The sequence below is a fragment of the Streptomyces pyxinicus genome (assembly GCF_024753135.1).
GTDB lineage: Bacteria > Actinomycetota > Actinomycetes > Streptomycetales > Streptomycetaceae > Streptomyces > Streptomyces pyxinicus.
Genome location: NZ_JANUGP010000047.1, coordinates 1 through 15,705 on the forward strand (window position 1 = coordinate 1; position 15,705 = coordinate 15,705).

The 15,705-nt window shown below is 72.8% G+C and carries 15 protein-coding genes; 7 read left to right on the forward strand and 8 right to left on the reverse strand.

Annotated features, from left to right (window positions below; genetic code table 11):
• The first annotated feature begins 280 nt into the window (after positions 1-280).
• A complete protein-coding gene (locus NX794_RS34015; protein WP_258783549.1) occupies positions 281-772 on the forward strand; it encodes a MarR family winged helix-turn-helix transcriptional regulator in 492 nt (163 codons plus the stop codon).
• 19 nt (positions 773-791) lie between these two features.
• On the opposite strand, the gene NX794_RS34020 is transcribed toward NX794_RS34015, so the two are convergent.
• A complete protein-coding gene (locus tag NX794_RS34020; RefSeq protein ID WP_258783550.1) occupies positions 792-1,580 on the reverse strand; it encodes a protein phosphatase 2C domain-containing protein in 789 nt (262 codons plus the stop codon).
• Positions 1,581-1,965: 385 nt separating this feature from the next.
• Here NX794_RS34020 and NX794_RS34025 point away from each other — a divergent pair, with 385 nt between their 5' ends.
• The 5 genes from NX794_RS34025 to NX794_RS34045 are packed head-to-tail and all read left to right on the forward strand — an operon-like array spanning position 1,966 to position 7,751.
• A complete protein-coding gene (locus tag NX794_RS34025; protein WP_258783551.1) occupies positions 1,966-4,947 on the forward strand; it encodes a nitrate- and nitrite sensing domain-containing protein in 2,982 nt (993 codons plus the stop codon).
• Positions 4,944-5,447 (forward strand): roadblock/LC7 domain-containing protein, encoded by a 504-nt coding sequence (locus tag NX794_RS34030; RefSeq protein WP_258783552.1) that lies wholly within the window; start codon positions 4,944-4,946, stop codon positions 5,445-5,447. Before NX794_RS34025 ends, NX794_RS34030 begins: the two co-directional genes overlap by 4 nt.
• Complete coding sequence (locus NX794_RS34035; RefSeq protein ID WP_258783553.1) at positions 5,444-5,851, forward strand: DUF742 domain-containing protein; 408 nt, start codon at positions 5,444-5,446, stop codon at positions 5,849-5,851. Before NX794_RS34030 ends, NX794_RS34035 begins: the two co-directional genes overlap by 4 nt.
• The gene (locus NX794_RS34040; RefSeq protein WP_258783554.1) at positions 5,832-6,470 is read left to right on the forward strand and encodes a GTP-binding protein; all 639 of its coding nucleotides are present in this window, start codon (positions 5,832-5,834) and stop codon (positions 6,468-6,470) included. The genes NX794_RS34035 and NX794_RS34040 overlap by 20 nt, the downstream gene beginning before the upstream one ends.
• Positions 6,471-6,497: 27 nt before the next feature.
• Entirely contained in the window at positions 6,498-7,751 is a 1,254-nt protein-coding gene (locus NX794_RS34045) for a styrene monooxygenase/indole monooxygenase family protein (protein ID WP_258783555.1), read from the forward strand.
• Between the two features lie 87 nt (positions 7,752-7,838).
• On the opposite strand, the gene NX794_RS34050 is transcribed toward NX794_RS34045, so the two are convergent.
• The 5 genes from NX794_RS34050 to NX794_RS34070 all read right to left on the reverse strand — a co-directional run bounded on the left by NX794_RS34050 (position 7,839) and on the right by NX794_RS34070 (position 11,623).
• Positions 7,839-8,414 carry a hypothetical protein gene (locus NX794_RS34050; RefSeq protein ID WP_258783556.1) on the reverse strand — a complete coding sequence of 192 codons (576 nt, stop codon included), beginning with the start codon at positions 8,412-8,414 and terminating at the stop codon, positions 7,839-7,841.
• Between the two features lie 47 nt (positions 8,415-8,461).
• Positions 8,462-9,523, reverse strand: coding sequence for a C40 family peptidase (locus tag NX794_RS34055; RefSeq protein WP_258783557.1), 1,062 nt, complete (start codon positions 9,521-9,523; stop codon positions 8,462-8,464).
• A 125-nt stretch (positions 9,524-9,648) separates the two neighbouring features.
• Positions 9,649-9,951 carry a hypothetical protein gene (locus tag NX794_RS34060; protein WP_258783558.1) on the reverse strand — a complete coding sequence of 101 codons (303 nt, stop codon included), beginning with the start codon at positions 9,949-9,951 and terminating at the stop codon, positions 9,649-9,651.
• A gap of 10 nt (positions 9,952-9,961) precedes the next feature.
• Complete coding sequence (locus NX794_RS34065) at positions 9,962-10,612, reverse strand: TetR/AcrR family transcriptional regulator (protein WP_258783559.1); 651 nt, start codon at positions 10,610-10,612, stop codon at positions 9,962-9,964.
• 72 nt (positions 10,613-10,684) lie between these two features.
• Positions 10,685-11,623, reverse strand: a complete 939-nt coding sequence (locus NX794_RS34070) for an AurF N-oxygenase family protein (protein WP_258783560.1) — start codon at positions 11,621-11,623, stop codon at positions 10,685-10,687.
• 206 nt (positions 11,624-11,829) lie between these two features.
• Between NX794_RS34070 and NX794_RS34075 the strand changes: the two genes are divergently transcribed.
• Positions 11,830-12,699 (forward strand): hypothetical protein, encoded by an 870-nt coding sequence (locus NX794_RS34075; RefSeq protein WP_309506062.1) that lies wholly within the window; start codon positions 11,830-11,832, stop codon positions 12,697-12,699.
• A 69-nt stretch (positions 12,700-12,768) separates the two neighbouring features.
• Here the strand turns inward: NX794_RS34075 and NX794_RS34080 are convergent, their stop codons facing one another.
• Positions 12,769-14,226, reverse strand: a complete 1,458-nt coding sequence (locus NX794_RS34080; RefSeq protein WP_258783582.1) for a penicillin-binding transpeptidase domain-containing protein — start codon at positions 14,224-14,226, stop codon at positions 12,769-12,771.
• A 23-nt stretch (positions 14,227-14,249) separates the two neighbouring features.
• Complete coding sequence (locus NX794_RS34085; protein WP_258783562.1) at positions 14,250-15,611, reverse strand: FtsW/RodA/SpoVE family cell cycle protein; 1,362 nt, start codon at positions 15,609-15,611, stop codon at positions 14,250-14,252.
• Positions 15,612-15,705 lie beyond the last annotated feature (94 nt).

Sequence of the window (15,705 nt, forward strand, 5' to 3'; positions counted from 1 at the left end):
GGGGGCGGGGGCGGATGGGGCCGGGTCTGTGCGCGGGCATGACGTGCCTCCGGAAAGGGGGGTGGGGGGACCGTGGCAGTGACCGTCGCGGGGCGGGCCGCTCCACTGGACGTGGGCATGCCATTGATTGCCTGATAAAGAAGCTACGCACGTAGACAGGACGTGGGAAGGGCCGCGGGAACCGCCGTTGGTCTACGCCTGCGAAATACTTACGGAGCTGCGGCGACGACGCCGGATGACGGAAACTTTCAGGAACGCGAAACCGAGCAGGGGTGCTGACGTGCACGAGGACGGAAACGGCGACACGCACCGGGTCGCCGGCCAGGGGTCACCGAGCGGTGCGGACCAGGAGTTCCTGGCCCTGGAACGCGAGCTGACCGTGCTGCTGCGGCGCGCCCGCTCCAACCAGGGCGAGATGGCCCGCGAGGTCCACCCCGACCTGGAGTCCTCCGCGTACGGGCTGCTGATCCGGCTGGACGAGCTGGGCGGCCAGCGGGCCACGGCACTGGCCGGCTACATCGGCGTCGGCAAGGCCACCATGTCCCGCCAGCTGCGTGCCCTGGAGGAGTTGGGCCTGATCACCCGCCAGCCCGACCCCGCCGACGGCCGGGCCTGGCTGGTCACCCTCACCGACGAGGGCCGCGGCCGGGTCGGCAAGGTCCGCGAGGCCCGCCGCGCGCGGTACGTCAGCCAGCTCGCCCACTGGGACCGCCACGAGGTCGCCGAACTGGCCCGGTTGCTGCACCAGTTGAACGGGGTCATGGAAAGGTGACCGGGCGGGCGGAACCGGCTCACAGCTCCGCGTAGACCACCGTCGCGTCGTCGTGCGTCTTGCTCCGCCGCAGGAACGCCCGCTCCTCGCGGTCCGCCGCCTCCAGTCGCCGTACCCGCTCCACCAGGGCGCCCGCGCCCTCCTTGGCGATCACGTCGAGCAGGTCCGTCCAGTCGCCCTCGCCGAACGTCTCCGTCCAGCGGCTCGCCCCGTCCGTCAGCGCGGCCAGCGCCCGGACCTCGCCGCGCGGCAGCGTGCCGATGACGGCGCGGGCGGCCACCGAGGGGTCGGCGGCGGCCGTGAAGAAGCCGCCCTCCCGGTTGCGCAGGTTCGCGTCCACCAGGGCGTCGGTGGCGAGCGCCGAGCGGGGGAGCCGGGCGAGCCGGTCGTCCAGCACCGGCAGCACCGTGCCGTCGGCGCCGCGCAGCAGCAGCACCGAGTCGGACAGCACGAGGTACTCCACCGAGTCGCTGGACCACCGCACGAGGACGACGGTTGCCTGCGGAGTTCGCGGGTGAGAAAGGTCACAGGTCTCCGCGTGGGCCTCCGCGGTGCGCGCGATCGCCCTCGCGAGAATCTCCGTCAGCGTCAGATCTCGCCCGGAAACGGTCAGTTCGGTCAGCGCACCGCCGAGCCGCGCGGTGAACCAGGGGACGGAATGCAGACAGCCCGTGGCACCGCCGGGCGGCGTCACACCGTCCAGGACGATCACACAACCGCCCTGTCCGCAGGCGGGTAGTCCGACACCGGCGAAGTCCTCGTTGGGGCGGTCGGCGGTGCCGGGTTCCGAGACGAGATCGGTTCGCATCCGGCCAGTCTGCACCAGCTCCGCACCCGCCCCGTCGATGGCCGGTCGCGATCCCGAGCCGGGCACGACCCCGCAGGTCAGGCGCCTGGTTTGGGGGAGAATGGGGCACTCCGGGAAGGCGCGGTGGCGAATACTGCCAAAGCCGGGCCGCACGCGTCCAACCGGCCCGCCGCGCAAGGCCGTCGCACGCGCCACGGGAACTTGCCCGTCAACTCCTCACCGATGTTCACTCCTTCAGGTGGCGGGTCAGGTGATGCGCGACCACTGCCCACCGGCGCTGGGAGGGTCGGGAACCGTACGTACCGGGTGTACGCACCACTTGGCACCGAGATGACGGGGCGCCACCCGGGCCCCTGGATAGACGAGTTCAGGAATGCGAGCACCGGTGCAGAAGAAGCGGCCTCGGCGCACAGACAGGCAGTCGGCCCCCACGGGGACCGCCCCGCAGACGTCCGTGGGCACCGGCCGACCCACTCATGTGCGCACCCGGCTGATCGTCGCCGTCGCGGTGGTGGCCGCCGCCGTCGCGGGAGCCGGCGCGCCCTCGCTGCTCACCGCCTCCCAGGACGTCAACGACTCCCAGAACCTGGTGACGCTGGCCGCCCGCACCCAGGACGCCCTCGCCCTCGCGCACGCGCTCGCCGACGAACGCGACGAGGTCACCTCCTACATCGCGGCCGGCCGGCCCAGGACCAAGGCCCCGGCCGAGGACCGCAGCGTCCGGGTGGACCGGCAGGTGGAGGAGCTGCGCGCCGACACCGACACCCCGGCGGACCTGCGTGACGACCTGGACGCCGTCGCCGGCGTCCGGCGCTCCGCCCTCACCGGCAAGAGCAGTGCCCTGGAGGCCCACCGCGCCTACTCGGCGACCATCACCGAACTGCACCGGCTCGCCGAACAGCTGGCCGAGCGGACGCCGCCGCGGGCCGGCTCCGGCGACCACGCGCTCGCCGAACTGGACTCCGCCGTCCAGCAGTCCGCCGCCGCTCGCGGGCTGCTGCTGGCCGCGCTGAACGTGCCGTCGGGCCGCCACACGGTCATCGACCCCGTCACCGGCCTGCCCAGCACCACCACCACGGGCACAGACGCGGACCGCAAGCAGCGCGACGCGCTCACCGCCGCCGCCCAGCAGGCCCGGCTGCGCGCCGACGCGGCACTCGCCGGCTTCCGCGAGACCGCGCCCAAGGCCGCGCGGGACTCCTACGACTCCACGGTCACCGGACCCGAGGTCAACTCGGCGGAGAAGTACCTCGCCACGCTCACCGACCAGCCGACCCTGGCCGACAGCGAGCTGACCACCGGCACCAAGAAGCTGGACGCGGCTCTGTCCGCCCGCGTCGACCTGATGCGCGGCGCCGAGTCCTCGCTCTACGACCACCGCACCAAGGACCTCGAACAGCTCCGGGACGACGACGTCACCGCCCTGGAGATCCGCGTCGCCGTCCTCGGTGCCCTGATGCTGGTCGCGATCGGCCTCGCCACCGCCATGGCCCGCACCCTCACCCGCCCGCTGTCCGTCCTGCGGCGCGGCTCGGCCCGGCTCGCGGAGGCCGAGGACCCGGCGGCCCAGGAACCGATCACCTTCACCGGCCGCAACGACGAGTTCGCCCAGGTGGTCCGCTCGGTCAACGCCCTGCACACGCACGCCGCCGCCCTGCACGAGCGGGTGGGCACCCTGGAGACCGACCGCAAGCACCTGGTCGGACAGCGGCAGAAGATGGCCGACGCCCGCGAGGAACTGCGCGCCGAACTCGCCGACTCCGCCGCCCAGCTGGAGCGGCTGCGCACCAGCATCGGCTCCACCTTCGTCAACCTCGCGCTGCGCACCCTCGGCCTGGTGGAGCGCCAGCTCGGGGTCATCGAGGGGCTGGAGGCGCGCGAGCAGGACCCCGACCGCCTCGCCACCCTCTTCAAGCTCGACCACTTCGCCACCGTCATGCGCCGGCACAGCGAGAACCTGCTCGTCCTCGCCGGCACCGAGCACGTCCAGCAGCACCCCGGACCGGTGCCGCTGGTCGACGTGGTGCGCGCGGCGGTCAGCGAGATCGAGCGCTACGAGCGGGTCCGTATCGCGGCCCTGCCCCCGCACGCCCACGTGGCCGGCTTCGCCGCGGACGACCTCTCCCACCTGCTCGCCGAACTGCTGGAGAACGCCACCTCGTTCTCCCCGCCGGAGCTGCCCGTCGAGGTCTCCGGCTGGCTGCTGGAATCCGGCGAGGTCATGCTCTCCGTCCAGGACGAGGGCATCGGCATGGCGCCGGAGCGCCTGGAGCGCCTCAACGCCCGCCTCTCCGCGTTCGACCCGGAGTCCCCCTACGACCAGGAGGCCGAGGACGGTCTCGGGCTCGGCCTCTACGTCGTCGCCCGCCTCGCCCACCGGCACGGCATCCGGGCCCGGCTGCGCGAGCAGAAGCAGGGCGGCGTCGCGGCGGTGGTGGTCCTGCCGGCCACGCTGCTCTCCGACGCCCCGCCGGCCGCGGTCCCGCCCGCGACCACGTCCCCCGGCACGTCCCCCGTCTCGCTGCCCGGCGCCGACGCGGAGGCCAACTCCAACGTCCTGCCCGGCCGCGCCAAGGACGCCGACGCCGACCCGCTGGTGACCCTGGCGGAGAAGGCGGTCCAGGACGCCTCCGACGCCGACTGGGCCGACCGGGCCGTGCGGGACGCGTTCGACACGTCGGCGGACGAGGCGGACGGCACGGATGCCACGGGCGCGACGGACGTCACGGGCGGCACGGACCGCGAGGTCCACGCCCAGGCCGGCGACCAGGACGACGAGCCCGCGGAGACCCGCCCGAAGGCCCCCCTGGAGACCCTCGCCGAGACGACGATGGAACTCTTCCTCCCGGAGCCGCCCCCGGAACCGGCCCGGCCACTGCCGCCGGAGGCACCGCACGCCGACGCGGCGGGACCGCTGCCGCGCGAGAGGCCGCACCCGGCCCCGGCGCTGCCCCACGACGCACCGCGCACGGCGCCGCAGACCGCCGACGGCGGGCACGCACCGCAGGGGCCACCCGCGGCCGGCGACGAAAGCCGCACAGGTGGTGCGGGTGGGAACACGAATCCCGCCGATGGCGAAGCCGAGGCGGACGAGGACCGGCTCACCAGCAAGGGTCTCCCCAAGCGCACCCCCAAAATCACCACCCCCGCCCCGCCCCGCCAGCGCGGCGGCACCGTCGACGCCGACGCCCTGCGCCGCAGGCTCGGCGGCTTCCGCCGCGGCGCCGAGGCCGGCTACCGCGACGTGGAGGCGGAGATCGAGCAGACCGGCACCAACCAGCGTCCGACCACGTACCAGACCACGGCGGCCGACCACGCGCACGCCGAAGAAGCCACGGGGGGCACAGCCGAGGAGGCAAGCAGTTGACCGCGCCCAGTACCTATGGACTGAGCAGTGAAGCCCGCAACCTGCACTGGCTGCTGACCAACCTGGTCGAGGACGTACCCGGCATCCAGTCCGTCGCCGTGGTCTCCTCCGACGGCCTGCTCCTGCTCTCGTCCGACCCGGACCACACCGAGGAGGCCCGCGCCTCCCGCGAGGCGAGGCCCACCGGCCCCAAGGGCTCCTCCGCCGACCTGGCCACCGTCGTCTCCGGCATCGGCAGCCTCACCGTCGGCGCGGCGAAGCTGATGGACTTCGGGCGGGTCAAGCACACCATGGTCGCCATGGAGCAGGGCAGCCTGTTCGTGATGTCGATCAGCGACGGCTCGCTGCTCGGTGTCCACGGCGGCGCCGAGTGCGACATGAGCGTGGTGGCGTACCACATGGCCCTGTTCGTGGGCCGGGCCGGCCATGTCCTGACCCCCGAACTCCGCTCCGAGCTACGGCAGTCGCTGGAGTCCGAGCCGACCGGGAGCGCCCGATGAGCGGCACCCCCCGGCTCCCGGTGCGCGGCGGCGACCGCAAACCCGCCCGCGTCCGCCCCTACTCGCTCACCGGCGGCCGTACCCGCTTCGGTCACGTCCTCCTCGTGGAGACGTTCGTGGCCGCGCTGGAGGCCCCCGAGGAGCGCAGGGAACTGACGAAGGGCTCGCTCACCACCCGGGTCATGCCGGAGCTGCGGGCCATCGTCGAACTCTGCCGCCGTATGCGCACGGTGGCCGAGATCGCCGCGCTGCTGAAGATGCCGCTCGGCGTGGTCCGCGTCCTCCTCAGCGACCTCGCGGACCAGGGAAAGATCCGTGTGTACGGCACCGGAACCGGTCACGGCACCGGCCGCCCGGACCGCGCTCTGCTGGAAAGGGTGCTGAGTGGACTCCGCCGTCTCTGACGCCACCGGCGTCGCCCCCCTCGTCACCGAGCCCGACGAGGACCTGAAGTCCTGGCAGACGGACCGGACCCGGGCCCCGGTCGCCACCAAGATCGTGGTGGCCGGCGGCTTCGGAGTCGGCAAGACCACGCTGGTCACCGCCGTCTCGGAGATCACGCCCCTGCAGACCGAGGCGCTGATGACCGAGGCGAGCGAGGACACCGACGACCTGTCCGCCACCCCGGCCAAGCTCACCACCACCGTGGCGATGGACTTCGGCCGCATCACGCTCGACGACGACCTGGTGCTCTACCTGTTCGGCACGCCGGGCCAGCAGCGGTTCTGGTTCATGTGGGACGACCTGGTGCGCGGCGCGATCGGCGCCGTCGTGCTGGCCGACACCCGCCGGCTGAAGGACTGCTTCCCGGCGCTGGACTACTTCGAGAGCTGCGGACTGCCGTACGTCGTGGCCGTGAACCACTTCGACGGCAGTGAGCGGTTCGAGCCGGAGGACGTACGGGAGGCGCTCACCGTACCGGCGCACATCCCTGTCATGATCATGGACGCGCGGCGGCGGATCCCGGTCGTCGAGACCCTCCTGGCCCTGGTGGCCCACGCGCTGGACGAAACCCCCGAGTAGTCCTCACCCGGTAGGAGAACCACCCGCATGCGGAAGATACTCGTCGTCGGAGCCGGCCAGTCCGGCCTCCAGCTCGCCCTCGGCCTCCAGTCACACGGCTACGAGGTCACCCTGATGTCCAACCGGACCGCGGACGAGATCCGCTCCGGCCGGGTCATGTCGACGCAGTGCATGTTCCACACGGCGTTGGGGCACGAGCGCGACCTGAAGCTGAACTTCTGGGAGTCCCAGGCCCCGAGGATCGAGGGGCTCGGCGTCTCGGTCGCGGCCCCCGGCTCGCACGACCCGGGCCCCACGCAGCGGGCCGTCGACTGGGTCGGCAGGCTGGACGGCTACGCGCAGTCCGTCGACCAGCGGGTGAAGATGGCCGGCTGGATGGAGACCTTCGCCCAGCGCGGCGGCCAGCTCGTCATCCACGGCGCGGCGGTCGGCGACCTCGACTACTTCTCCCGCACCTACGACCTCGTCCTGGTCGCGGCCGGCAAGGGCGAGCTGGTCTCGATGTTCGCCCGCGACCCGGAGCGCTCCCCGTACGGCGAGCCGCAGCGCGCGCTGGCGGTCGCCTACGTGCACGGACTCGGCCCGCGCCCGGAGCACCCGGAGTTCGACGCGGTCCGCTGCAACCTGGTGCCCGGCGTCGGCGAGCTGTTCATCATGCCGACGTTCACCACGTCGGGGCGTGCCGACATCCTGTTCTGGGAGGGTGTGCCCGGCGGCCCGCTCGACGCCTTCACCGGCGTCAAGGACCCGGCCGAGCACCTCTCCCTGACCCTGGAGCTGATGGAGAAGTTCACGCCCTGGGAGTACGCGCGGGCGACCAGGGTCGAACTGACCGACGCGGGCGGCACGCTGGCCGGCCGCTACGCCCCGACCGTCCGCAACCCGATCGGCCGGCTCCCCTCGGGCGGCCTGGTCCTCGGTGTCGCCGACGTGGTCGTCGCCAACGACCCGATCACCGGCCAGGGCTCCAACTCCGCCGCCAAGTGCGCCGCCGCCTACCTCGACTCGATCCTCGAACGCGGCGACAAGCCGTTCGACGAGGAGTGGATGCGGGCCACCTTCGACCGCTACTGGACCACCGCCCGGCACGTCACCAAGTGGACCAACGCCATGCTGGCCCCGCCCCCGGCGCACGTGCTCGACCTCATCGGCGCGGCCGGCGCCCTCCAGCCGGTCGCCGACCGCTTCGCCAACGCCTTCGACGACCCCGCCGACTTCGAGAACTTCTTCTACGAACCGGAGAAGACGGCCGCCTACCTGGCCTCGGTCGCCGGGGTCTGACGGCTCGGCTACTCGGGCGCGCACGGAACACAGCGTCGAACTCGGAGCCTCACCGTGGAGCCGGACAGTGGCGGCTCCACTTCGCCACTAGTCCAGCGAGCTGCCATGCAAGTCGCCTTCCGATTGGCGTTCCGCAAAGATGAACGTATGGAATTCTCGTCCCTCAGGCCAGCGAGCGAGTAACTCAGACGTGGAGTTGTCTCGATGGGGAACGGCCTCCGAACGCAGGTAGGAGCCGAGGCAGGAGATGCTGTCCGTGCAGAGGGCCATCCCCTCCACACGTCGTTGGGCGTCGCTCCGCTGGTCACCCAATGGACCGATCTGGACGTACAGGGCGTTCGTGGACAGCCGGTCTCTCAGTTGTGCGTCGGGCAGCCATTGTGCGTACAGCTGGACAGTGGCGTGATGGCGACGGAGGACGCGGAAGTATTCTTGTCGCTCGTCTTCCGCGACGTCATGGAAACCCTGCCGTAGATGCTGCTGCGTGGTCAGTAACTCGGCGAGTATGCGCTCAGCCGCCGCGACTGCTTCGCCTCGTCGTCTGGCGGTATCCGCTGCCCGGGTCCCGTGGCGCTGCTGGTAGACGACTCCGCCGCAGGCGGCGCCGCCGCCTGCGGCAACACCTATCAGACCGATCAACGCGTCCAGTACCGATGCGTCCATGAGAAGTATGGTGGCAGGGTTCCGCGTCGGCCTGGAAGGATCGAGGGCTACCTGGCCTCGGTCGCCGGAGCCTGAGCCGGGTCCGGGCGGACGGCTCCGAGGATCGGGTAGGACGCGAGCGGCGAGACCTTGATCTGCTCGCCGGGTCTCGGGGCCTGGACGACGTTGCCGCCGCCCACGTACATCGCGACGTGGGTGGCCTCGGGGAAGTAGACGACGAGGTCTCCGGGGCGCAGCTCCTTCAGCGGGACCTTCGGCAGCAGGCGCCACTGCTCCTGGCTGGTGCGCGGGATCGGGGTGCCGGCGTCGGACCAGGCCCGGGAGGTCAGGCCCGAGCAGTCGTAGGCGACCGGGCCCGCCGAGCCCCACTGGTACGGCTTGCCCACCTGGTCCAGGGCGAAGCGGACCGCCCGGTCGCCCGCGGGGGTGGCGGGGCGGCCGTCGTCGGGCAGCGACCCGGCGCTGCCGAGTCGCTCCTGTGCCTCGGTGACGCCCTGCTGTTCCAGCCGGGCGACGGCGGCGAGCTGGTCCGGGGTGAGGGAGGCCAGCAGGCGTTCCACGTCACCGAGCCGGGTCCGTACGTCGTCGCGCTGCTTCTTCTGCCGCCCGGCGAGGCTCAGTTGGGCGTCCAGGGCCTTGCGGGCGGCCCGCGCGAGGCTGTCCTTGCGCTGTTCGGCCTCGTCCAGGCGGGCCACGGTCCGGGCGCGCTCGCGGGTCAGCTCGCCGATGACGTGGCCCTCGTCCAGCGCGTGCTGCGGGTCGCGGGCGAGCAGGACCCGGACGTAGGGGCCGAGCCCGCCGCTGTTCTGGTACTGCTGCCGGGCCAGCCGCCCGGCGTCGGTGCGGCTGTCGCGCAGGGAGAGCCGGGCGCGGGCCAGTTCGTCGTCCAGGCGGGCCACCTCGGCACGCTGCCGCGCCAGCTTCTCCGCGGTCGCGTTGTACGTCTCGGTGGCCTGCTCGGTCCCGCGGTACAGCCGCTGAAGGTCTGTCAGCAGCTGGGACAGGGGCCGCTCGGGGTCGCCCGGCGCGGCCAGCGCGGGCACCGGCGCGAGGGCGGTCTGGGCCGCCAGCGCCGCCGTACAGGCCAGCCGCAGAAACACTCCTGACACCTCGTCACCTCCGGCGTGGCGGGACGGGCGGGCTCTCCGCCGTCCCCCACGAACGTCGCAAAGGTGATAATCGGACGTGCGGAAGTGATCAACGGTATATCTCTGGGCCGTTCGGCCCCGCCGATTCAGTCGTCCGGGTCACCCGGGTTGCCGGGCGGCGCGACCGGGGGCTTGGACCAGGGCCAGCGGAGCCTGCCGCCGGTGGTGTCGTGCGGTGCGTACTGGTACTTCCAGCCGGTGATCAGACCGAGCCGTCTGCTGTGCCCGCGCGGGACGCGGTGGTAGACGAGCACGGTGGGCGGGCCGCCGTCCGCGCCGGGGACCGGGATGCGGTACGTCTTCGGCGGGTGCCCGGTGGCGCCGACCAGCACCGGCAGCACCCGGCCGTCCATCGGGCCGCCCTCGAAGGGGGTGTCCTGACTCTTCACGGTCCCAGTCTCAGGCTTCCGCGGTGAGCGTGCCCACCAGCTCGGCGGTCTCGGGGTCGCGGCCCGCGGTGACCGTGAGGACGGCCACGAACTGCTCCACCAGCCAGGCGCGCAGCTCCTCCACCGGGGGCTCCTTGCCCTCGTCCAGCCAGATCAGCGAGGCGGCCTCGACGGCGGTGATCCACATGCGCACGGTCATCCGCAGCCGCGGCCCAGGACCGGTGACGCCGAGGTGGCGGTAGATGTGGTCGGCGGCCGCCCGGCGCACCCCGTCCACGGTGGCCGTGGTCCGGGACGTCTCCACCACGCTGCCGCCCTGCAACAACGCGCTGAAGCCGGTGTCGTGCTGGTCGACGAAGGCCAGGTACCGGTCGAGCGCCCGGGACAGCCGGGCCAGCAGCGGGCCCTCGCGCGGCTCGTCGAAGCAGTGCCGCAGCTCCTCGGCGGCGGACCGCAGCGCGGCCTCGTAGAGCTGCTGCTTGCCGCCCGGGAAGTACCGGTACACCAGCGGCCGGGACACCCCGGCGGCCTCCGCCACGTCGTCCAGCGACACGTCCTCGGGGGCGCGGTGCGCGAACAGCGACAGGGCCGAGGCGAGGAGCTGACTGCGCCGCTCCTCGACACTCAGGCGGCGGTAGGCGGGCGTGGCGGCCGGGGTCATGTCCAGCAGCCTAATCGCCGCACCGCCGCCCGGCCCCGGCGCCCGCGGGACCGCCCGCCCCGGCTGCCCGTGCTACGCCAGCAGACCCGAGGACCGCCACAGCCGGCGGCCCGCGCCCCGCAGCACGCCGATGTCGTCCAGGAAGTCGGTCAGCCGCTTCGCGCCGGTCTGCATGATCTCCCGGCGGTGGCCGCTGGCCTTGACCTGCGCCATCGCCTCCCGCCTGTCGAGGCCCACGTTGGTGTACACGTCGGGGTTGACGAAGGCGACCGAGAAGACGCGGGCGAACTCGCCGGAGGTGACCCGGGTGAACTCCTGGGACCACTTGGGGGCCGTCACCATCTGGCGGCGCAGCTCCTCGCGGGCGTAGCGCACATGCCGGGCCTCCTCCACCACGTGGATCCGGGTGACGCCCCGGACCAGGGGCTGGACCCGCTCGTCCGGGAAGGTCAGGCGCTGCATCCAGTCGAGCACCTCCTCGCCGAGCAGCGTGGCCGTGAACGAACCCGGGGTCGTGGAGATCGTCTTGAACAGCCGGCCCAGGTTCTGGTGGGCGCGGCTCACCGGGTACCAGGGCGTGTCACCGCGCGAGATGAGCCGCGCGAACATCTTGGAGTGCCGGCACTCGTCCTCGATCTCGGTGAGCGCGTACCGCACGTGCGCGCTCGTCGCCGCCTTGTCGTAGACGTGCCGGACCAGCAGCTGCATGAGGATCAGCTCGAACCAGATGCCGAGCGAGGCCAGCGCCGCCGCCTCGTGCTGGGAGAGCAGGATGCGCTGCTCCTCGCTCATCCGCTGCCACATCGGCGTGCCGTACAGCGACACCAGCTCCGGCGGCCAGAACCACTTGCCCTCCTCGAAGGGGGCCTCCCAGTCCAGCTCCTTGTCGGGGTCGAAGGAGTGCTTGGCGGAGGAGGCCAGCAGCCGTTCGGCCACCTGCTCCCGGTCCTTGAGCAGGCCGAGCGCGTCGCGCAGGCCGTCCAGCGCGTCCGCTTCCGTCAGGGTCGTCATGGCTCCCTCACCTCGTTACCGGGGGGTACGTCGTCCGCCTCTTATGAGACTGCCTGTCAGCAAGGGCGTCAATCCCTCGCGCACGACTTGTTGCCGGGGGCGGACGGCTCGTTCCGGGCGCGGGCGGGCGCGGCGGACGTGATCCGATCGAGACGATGACGGATTCCTGCCGGTTCCCCCGGGTGCAGTAGCGTGCTGGCGTGTCCATGCCTCCGCAGCCTCCGCAACAGCCGCCGTACCCGAACCAGCCCCAGCAGCCGCCGTATCCGGCCCAGCCCCAGGGGCCCTACGGCCAGCAGCCCGCCCCCGGCCCGTACGGCTCTCCGCCCCCGCAGCCGGGCCCCCACCCGCAGCAGGGTCCCTACGGGCAGCCGGGCCCGTACCCCGGGCAGCCGCCGCAGCCCGGCCAGCCCTACCCCGGCTGGGGTGTCCCGCCCATGGCCCCGCCGCCGAAGAAGCGCCGCCTCGGTCTGGTGCTCGGCATCGTCGGCGGTGTGGTCGTGCTCGTCGTCGCGGTGATCGTGGCGATCGCGCTGCTGGCCACGAGCGGCTTCCCCGAGGCGAAGAACAAGCTCACGCTGCCCAGGACGCTGCTCGGCGGGCAGTACGAACTCGGCCAGGACCTCTCCGGCTCCGAGGGCAAAAAGATCCAGGACGAGGCCGACGGCGCCTGGGACGCCAAGGACACCCACGGCGTGGTCGGCAGCTACACCCCCGGCGGTGACCAGACCAAGGGCACCCTGGTGGTGTCGGGCATGTACGGCCGGTTCAAGAACGCCGACGCGGCCCGCCGCAACATGATGAAGGGCGCCGCCGAGGGCGAGGGCGCGAAGGTCGCCGTACCGGCCAAGGACTTCCACCTCGACGTCACCATCACCTGCGAGGTGCTGACCCAGGAACAGCTCGGCACCAAGGTCACCGTGCCGATGTGCGCCTGGGCCGACGGCAACACCGGCGCCACCATCGCCGAGGTCACCACGGCCGGCGTCTCCCAGGACCCCTCGGCCGTCGACCTGGAGGCCTTCGCGCGGAAGACCCTCAAGATCCGCGCGGAGACGGTCAAGCCGATCGACTGACCCCCGCTCTGGATGAGTTCGCCGCATCCGCCGCCCTCGCCGGCGGGTGCGGCGCCCTCGGACACGGCCTCACCGCCCGAGGACCGCCCGCATCACCTCCCGGGCGATCGGCGCCGCGTCACCGCCGCCGCTGATCTCGCCTCGGTCGGCCGAGGCGTCCTCCACCACCACCGCGACCGCGACCCCCGGCTCCGCCTTGTCCTCGGCCTGGGCCCAGGAGACGAACCAGGCGTACGGCACACCGGAGTTGTCCACGCCGTGCTGGGCGGTGCCGGTCTTGCCGCCGACGATCGCGCCCGGGATGGCAGCCCGGGTGCCGGTGCCCTCCTCCACCACGTCGGTCATCAGCTCCTTCAGCCGGGCCGCCGTGGACGGCCGCATCACCTGCCGCACCGGCCGCGCCCCGGCCCCGGCGACCGTCTCGCCGCCGTTCCGGGTGGTCCGCTCCACCAGGTACGGCGGGCGCACCTGCCCGCCGTCCGCGACCGCCGCCGCGACCATCGCCATCTGCAAGGGCGTGGCCCGGGTGTTGTACTGCCCGATGGACGACAGCGCCAACTGCGCCTTGTCCACGTGCTGGTCGAAGGTGCTGGGCGAGACCGAGAACGGGATGCGCAGCCCCTTGTCGTTGAACCCGAACGCCTGCGCCGTCGCCCCCATGTCCGTGACCCCGGTGTCCACCCCGAGCTTGGCGAACACCGTGTTGCACGACCACTCGAAGGCGGACCGCAGCGACGCGTCCCGGCAGCCGTCGGCCTCGTTCGTCAGCCGGGTCGTGGTGCCCGGCAGCCGGTACGGGTCGGGGGAGCGGGTCCGCGCGTCCAGGTCGGTGACCACGCCCGCGTCCAGCGCCGCCGCGGCCGTCACCACCTTGAACGTCGAACCCGGCGGATAGGTCTGCCGCACCGCCCGGTTGAGCATGGGCTTCTCCGGGTCGTTGTTGAGCCGGGCCCACGCCGAGGCCACCGCCTCGCCGTTGCCGGACAGCGCCGCCGGGTCGTACGACGGACTCGTCACCAGCGCCAGCACCCGGCCCGTGGCCGGCTCGATCGCCGCCACCGCGCCCTTGCGCCCGGCCAGCCCCCGGTACGCCGCCCGCTGGGCCGTCCGGTTCAGGGTCGTGACCACGTCGCCGCCCGGACTGCGCCGCCGCGTCACGTCGTTCCACAGCGGCAGCGGGGACAGCGCCGGGTCGGTGCCGGACAGCACCGGGTCCTCGGCGTGCTCCAGGAACGTGGTGCCGTACGTCTGCGAGGCGAACCCGGTGACCGGCGCGTACAGCGGGCCGTCCCGGTAGCCGCGCTCGAAGCGCAGTTGCTCCCCGGTGTCCACGGAGGAGGTGACCGGCTCGCCGCCGACCAGGATGTCCCCGCGCGGCTGCTGGTACCGGGCGATCGCGGGCCGCCGGTTCGCCGGGTTGCCGTCGTAGCCGCCGGCCTGCACCAGTTGCACCCGGGCCGCGTTGACCAGCAGGGCCGCGAGCAGCAGCGCGCAGAACACGCAGGCGTGCCGGATGTAGCGGGCCATCGGCCGCCCGCCGCCGTACTCGCTCACGGCGCCGCCTTCCCGTCGTACTGGCTGCGCGCCGAGTCGCTGACCCGGATCAGCAGCGCCACGATCGCCCAGTTGGTCACCACCGAGGAGCCGCCCTGGGCGAGGAACGGCATCGCCATGCCGGTCAGCGGGATCAGCCCGGTCACCCCGCCCGCGATCACGAACACCTGGAGCGCGACGATCGAGGCCAGCCCCACCGCGAGCAGCCGCCCGAACGGTTCGCGCAGCGCGAGGCCCGCCCGGTAACCGCGCTCCACCAGCAGCGCGTACAGCAGGATGATCGCCGCGAGCCCGGCGAGGCCCAGTTCCTCGCCGGCCGTGGCCAGGATGAAGTCGGACTTCACGGCGAAGCCGATCAGGACCGAGTGGCCGAGCCCGAGCCCGGTGCCGAGGAAGCCGCCCGCCGCGAACGCGAACAGCGACTGGGCGAGCTGGTTGGGGCCCTGCCCGGCGTCGATCGTGGCGAAGGGGTGCAGCCAGTCCTCGATCCGGCCGTTGACGTGCGGCTCCAGCCGGCCGACGGCGACCGCGCCGAGCACCGCGAGCAGCAGCCCCACCGCGATCCAGCCGGTGCGCCCGGTGGCGACGTACAGCAGCACCACGAACAGCCCGAAGAACAGCAGCGAGGTCCCGAGGTCCCGCTCCAGCACCAGCACCCCGACGCTCAGCAGCCAGATCGTCACGATCGGCCCGAGCACCCGCCCGGTCGGGAACTGCAGCCGCCACACCCGGCGGCCGGTGTACGCCAGCGCGTTGCGGTTCGCGGCCAGGTAGGCGGCGAAGAACACCGCGAGCAGCACCTTCGCGAACTCGCCGGGCTGGATGGAGAACCCGGCGATCCGCACCCAGATCCGGGCGCCGTTGACCGCCGGGAAGAGGATCGGCAGCAGGAGCAGGACGAGGGCCGCGACGACGCACACGTACGAGTAGCGCTGGAGCACCCGGTGATCGCGCAGCATCAGCACCACGGCGATGAACAGCGCCACCCCGAGCGTCGACCACACCAGCTGCGCCGGGGCCGCCCGGTCGCCCGGGGTCTCCAGGTCCAGCCGGTAGATCAGCACCAGACCGAGCCCGTTGAGCAGTACCGCGATCGGCAGCGGCAGCGGATCGGCGTACGGCGCCCGGATCCGGACCGCGACGTGCGCGCACAGGGCGAGCACCCCGAGCCCCGCGCCGTACCCGACGGCACCGGGCGGCACGGTGCCGGTCCGGGCGACGCCGACCGCGCAGTACCCGTACACCGACAGCAGGACGGCCAGCACGAGCAGCGCCAGCTCCACACCCCGGCGCCGGGGGAGCCGGGCGGCGGGTGCGGGAGCCCGGGGGGCCGCGAGGGTGGTTCCGGCCTTGGTCATGCCCGGAACCTACCGAAACAGCCCGACTTGTGTGCTGCGTCAGCCGGCCTCAGCGTGGCGCGCCGGACCGGCCGCGCCGACGGGGGCTCTCACG

What these genes read in the sequence shown, in the direction of transcription:
- NX794_RS34045 (WP_258783555.1), top strand. Translation starts at nt 6,498, where the DNA reads ATGCGGAAGATACTCGTCGTCGGAGCCGGCCAGTCCGGCCTCCAGCTC.
- NX794_RS34050 (WP_258783556.1), bottom strand. Translation starts at nt 8,414, where the DNA reads ATGGACGCATCGGTACTGGACGCGTTGATCGGTCTGATAGGTGTTGCC.
- NX794_RS34085 (WP_258783562.1), bottom strand. Translation starts at nt 15,611, where the DNA reads ATGACCAAGGCCGGAACCACCCTCGCGGCCCCCCGGGCTCCCGCACCC.
- NX794_RS34020 (WP_258783550.1), bottom strand. Translation starts at nt 1,580, where the DNA reads ATGCGAACCGATCTCGTCTCGGAACCCGGCACCGCCGACCGCCCCAAC.
- NX794_RS34080 (WP_258783582.1), bottom strand. Translation starts at nt 14,226, where the DNA reads ATGGCCCGCTACATCCGGCACGCCTGCGTGTTCTGCGCGCTGCTGCTC.
- NX794_RS34035 (WP_258783553.1), top strand. Translation starts at nt 5,444, where the DNA reads ATGAGCGGCACCCCCCGGCTCCCGGTGCGCGGCGGCGACCGCAAACCC.
- NX794_RS34065 (WP_258783559.1), bottom strand. Translation starts at nt 10,612, where the DNA reads ATGACCCCGGCCGCCACGCCCGCCTACCGCCGCCTGAGTGTCGAGGAG.
- NX794_RS34070 (WP_258783560.1), bottom strand. Translation starts at nt 11,623, where the DNA reads ATGACGACCCTGACGGAAGCGGACGCGCTGGACGGCCTGCGCGACGCG.
- NX794_RS34075 (WP_309506062.1), top strand. Translation starts at nt 11,830, where the DNA reads ATGCCTCCGCAGCCTCCGCAACAGCCGCCGTACCCGAACCAGCCCCAG.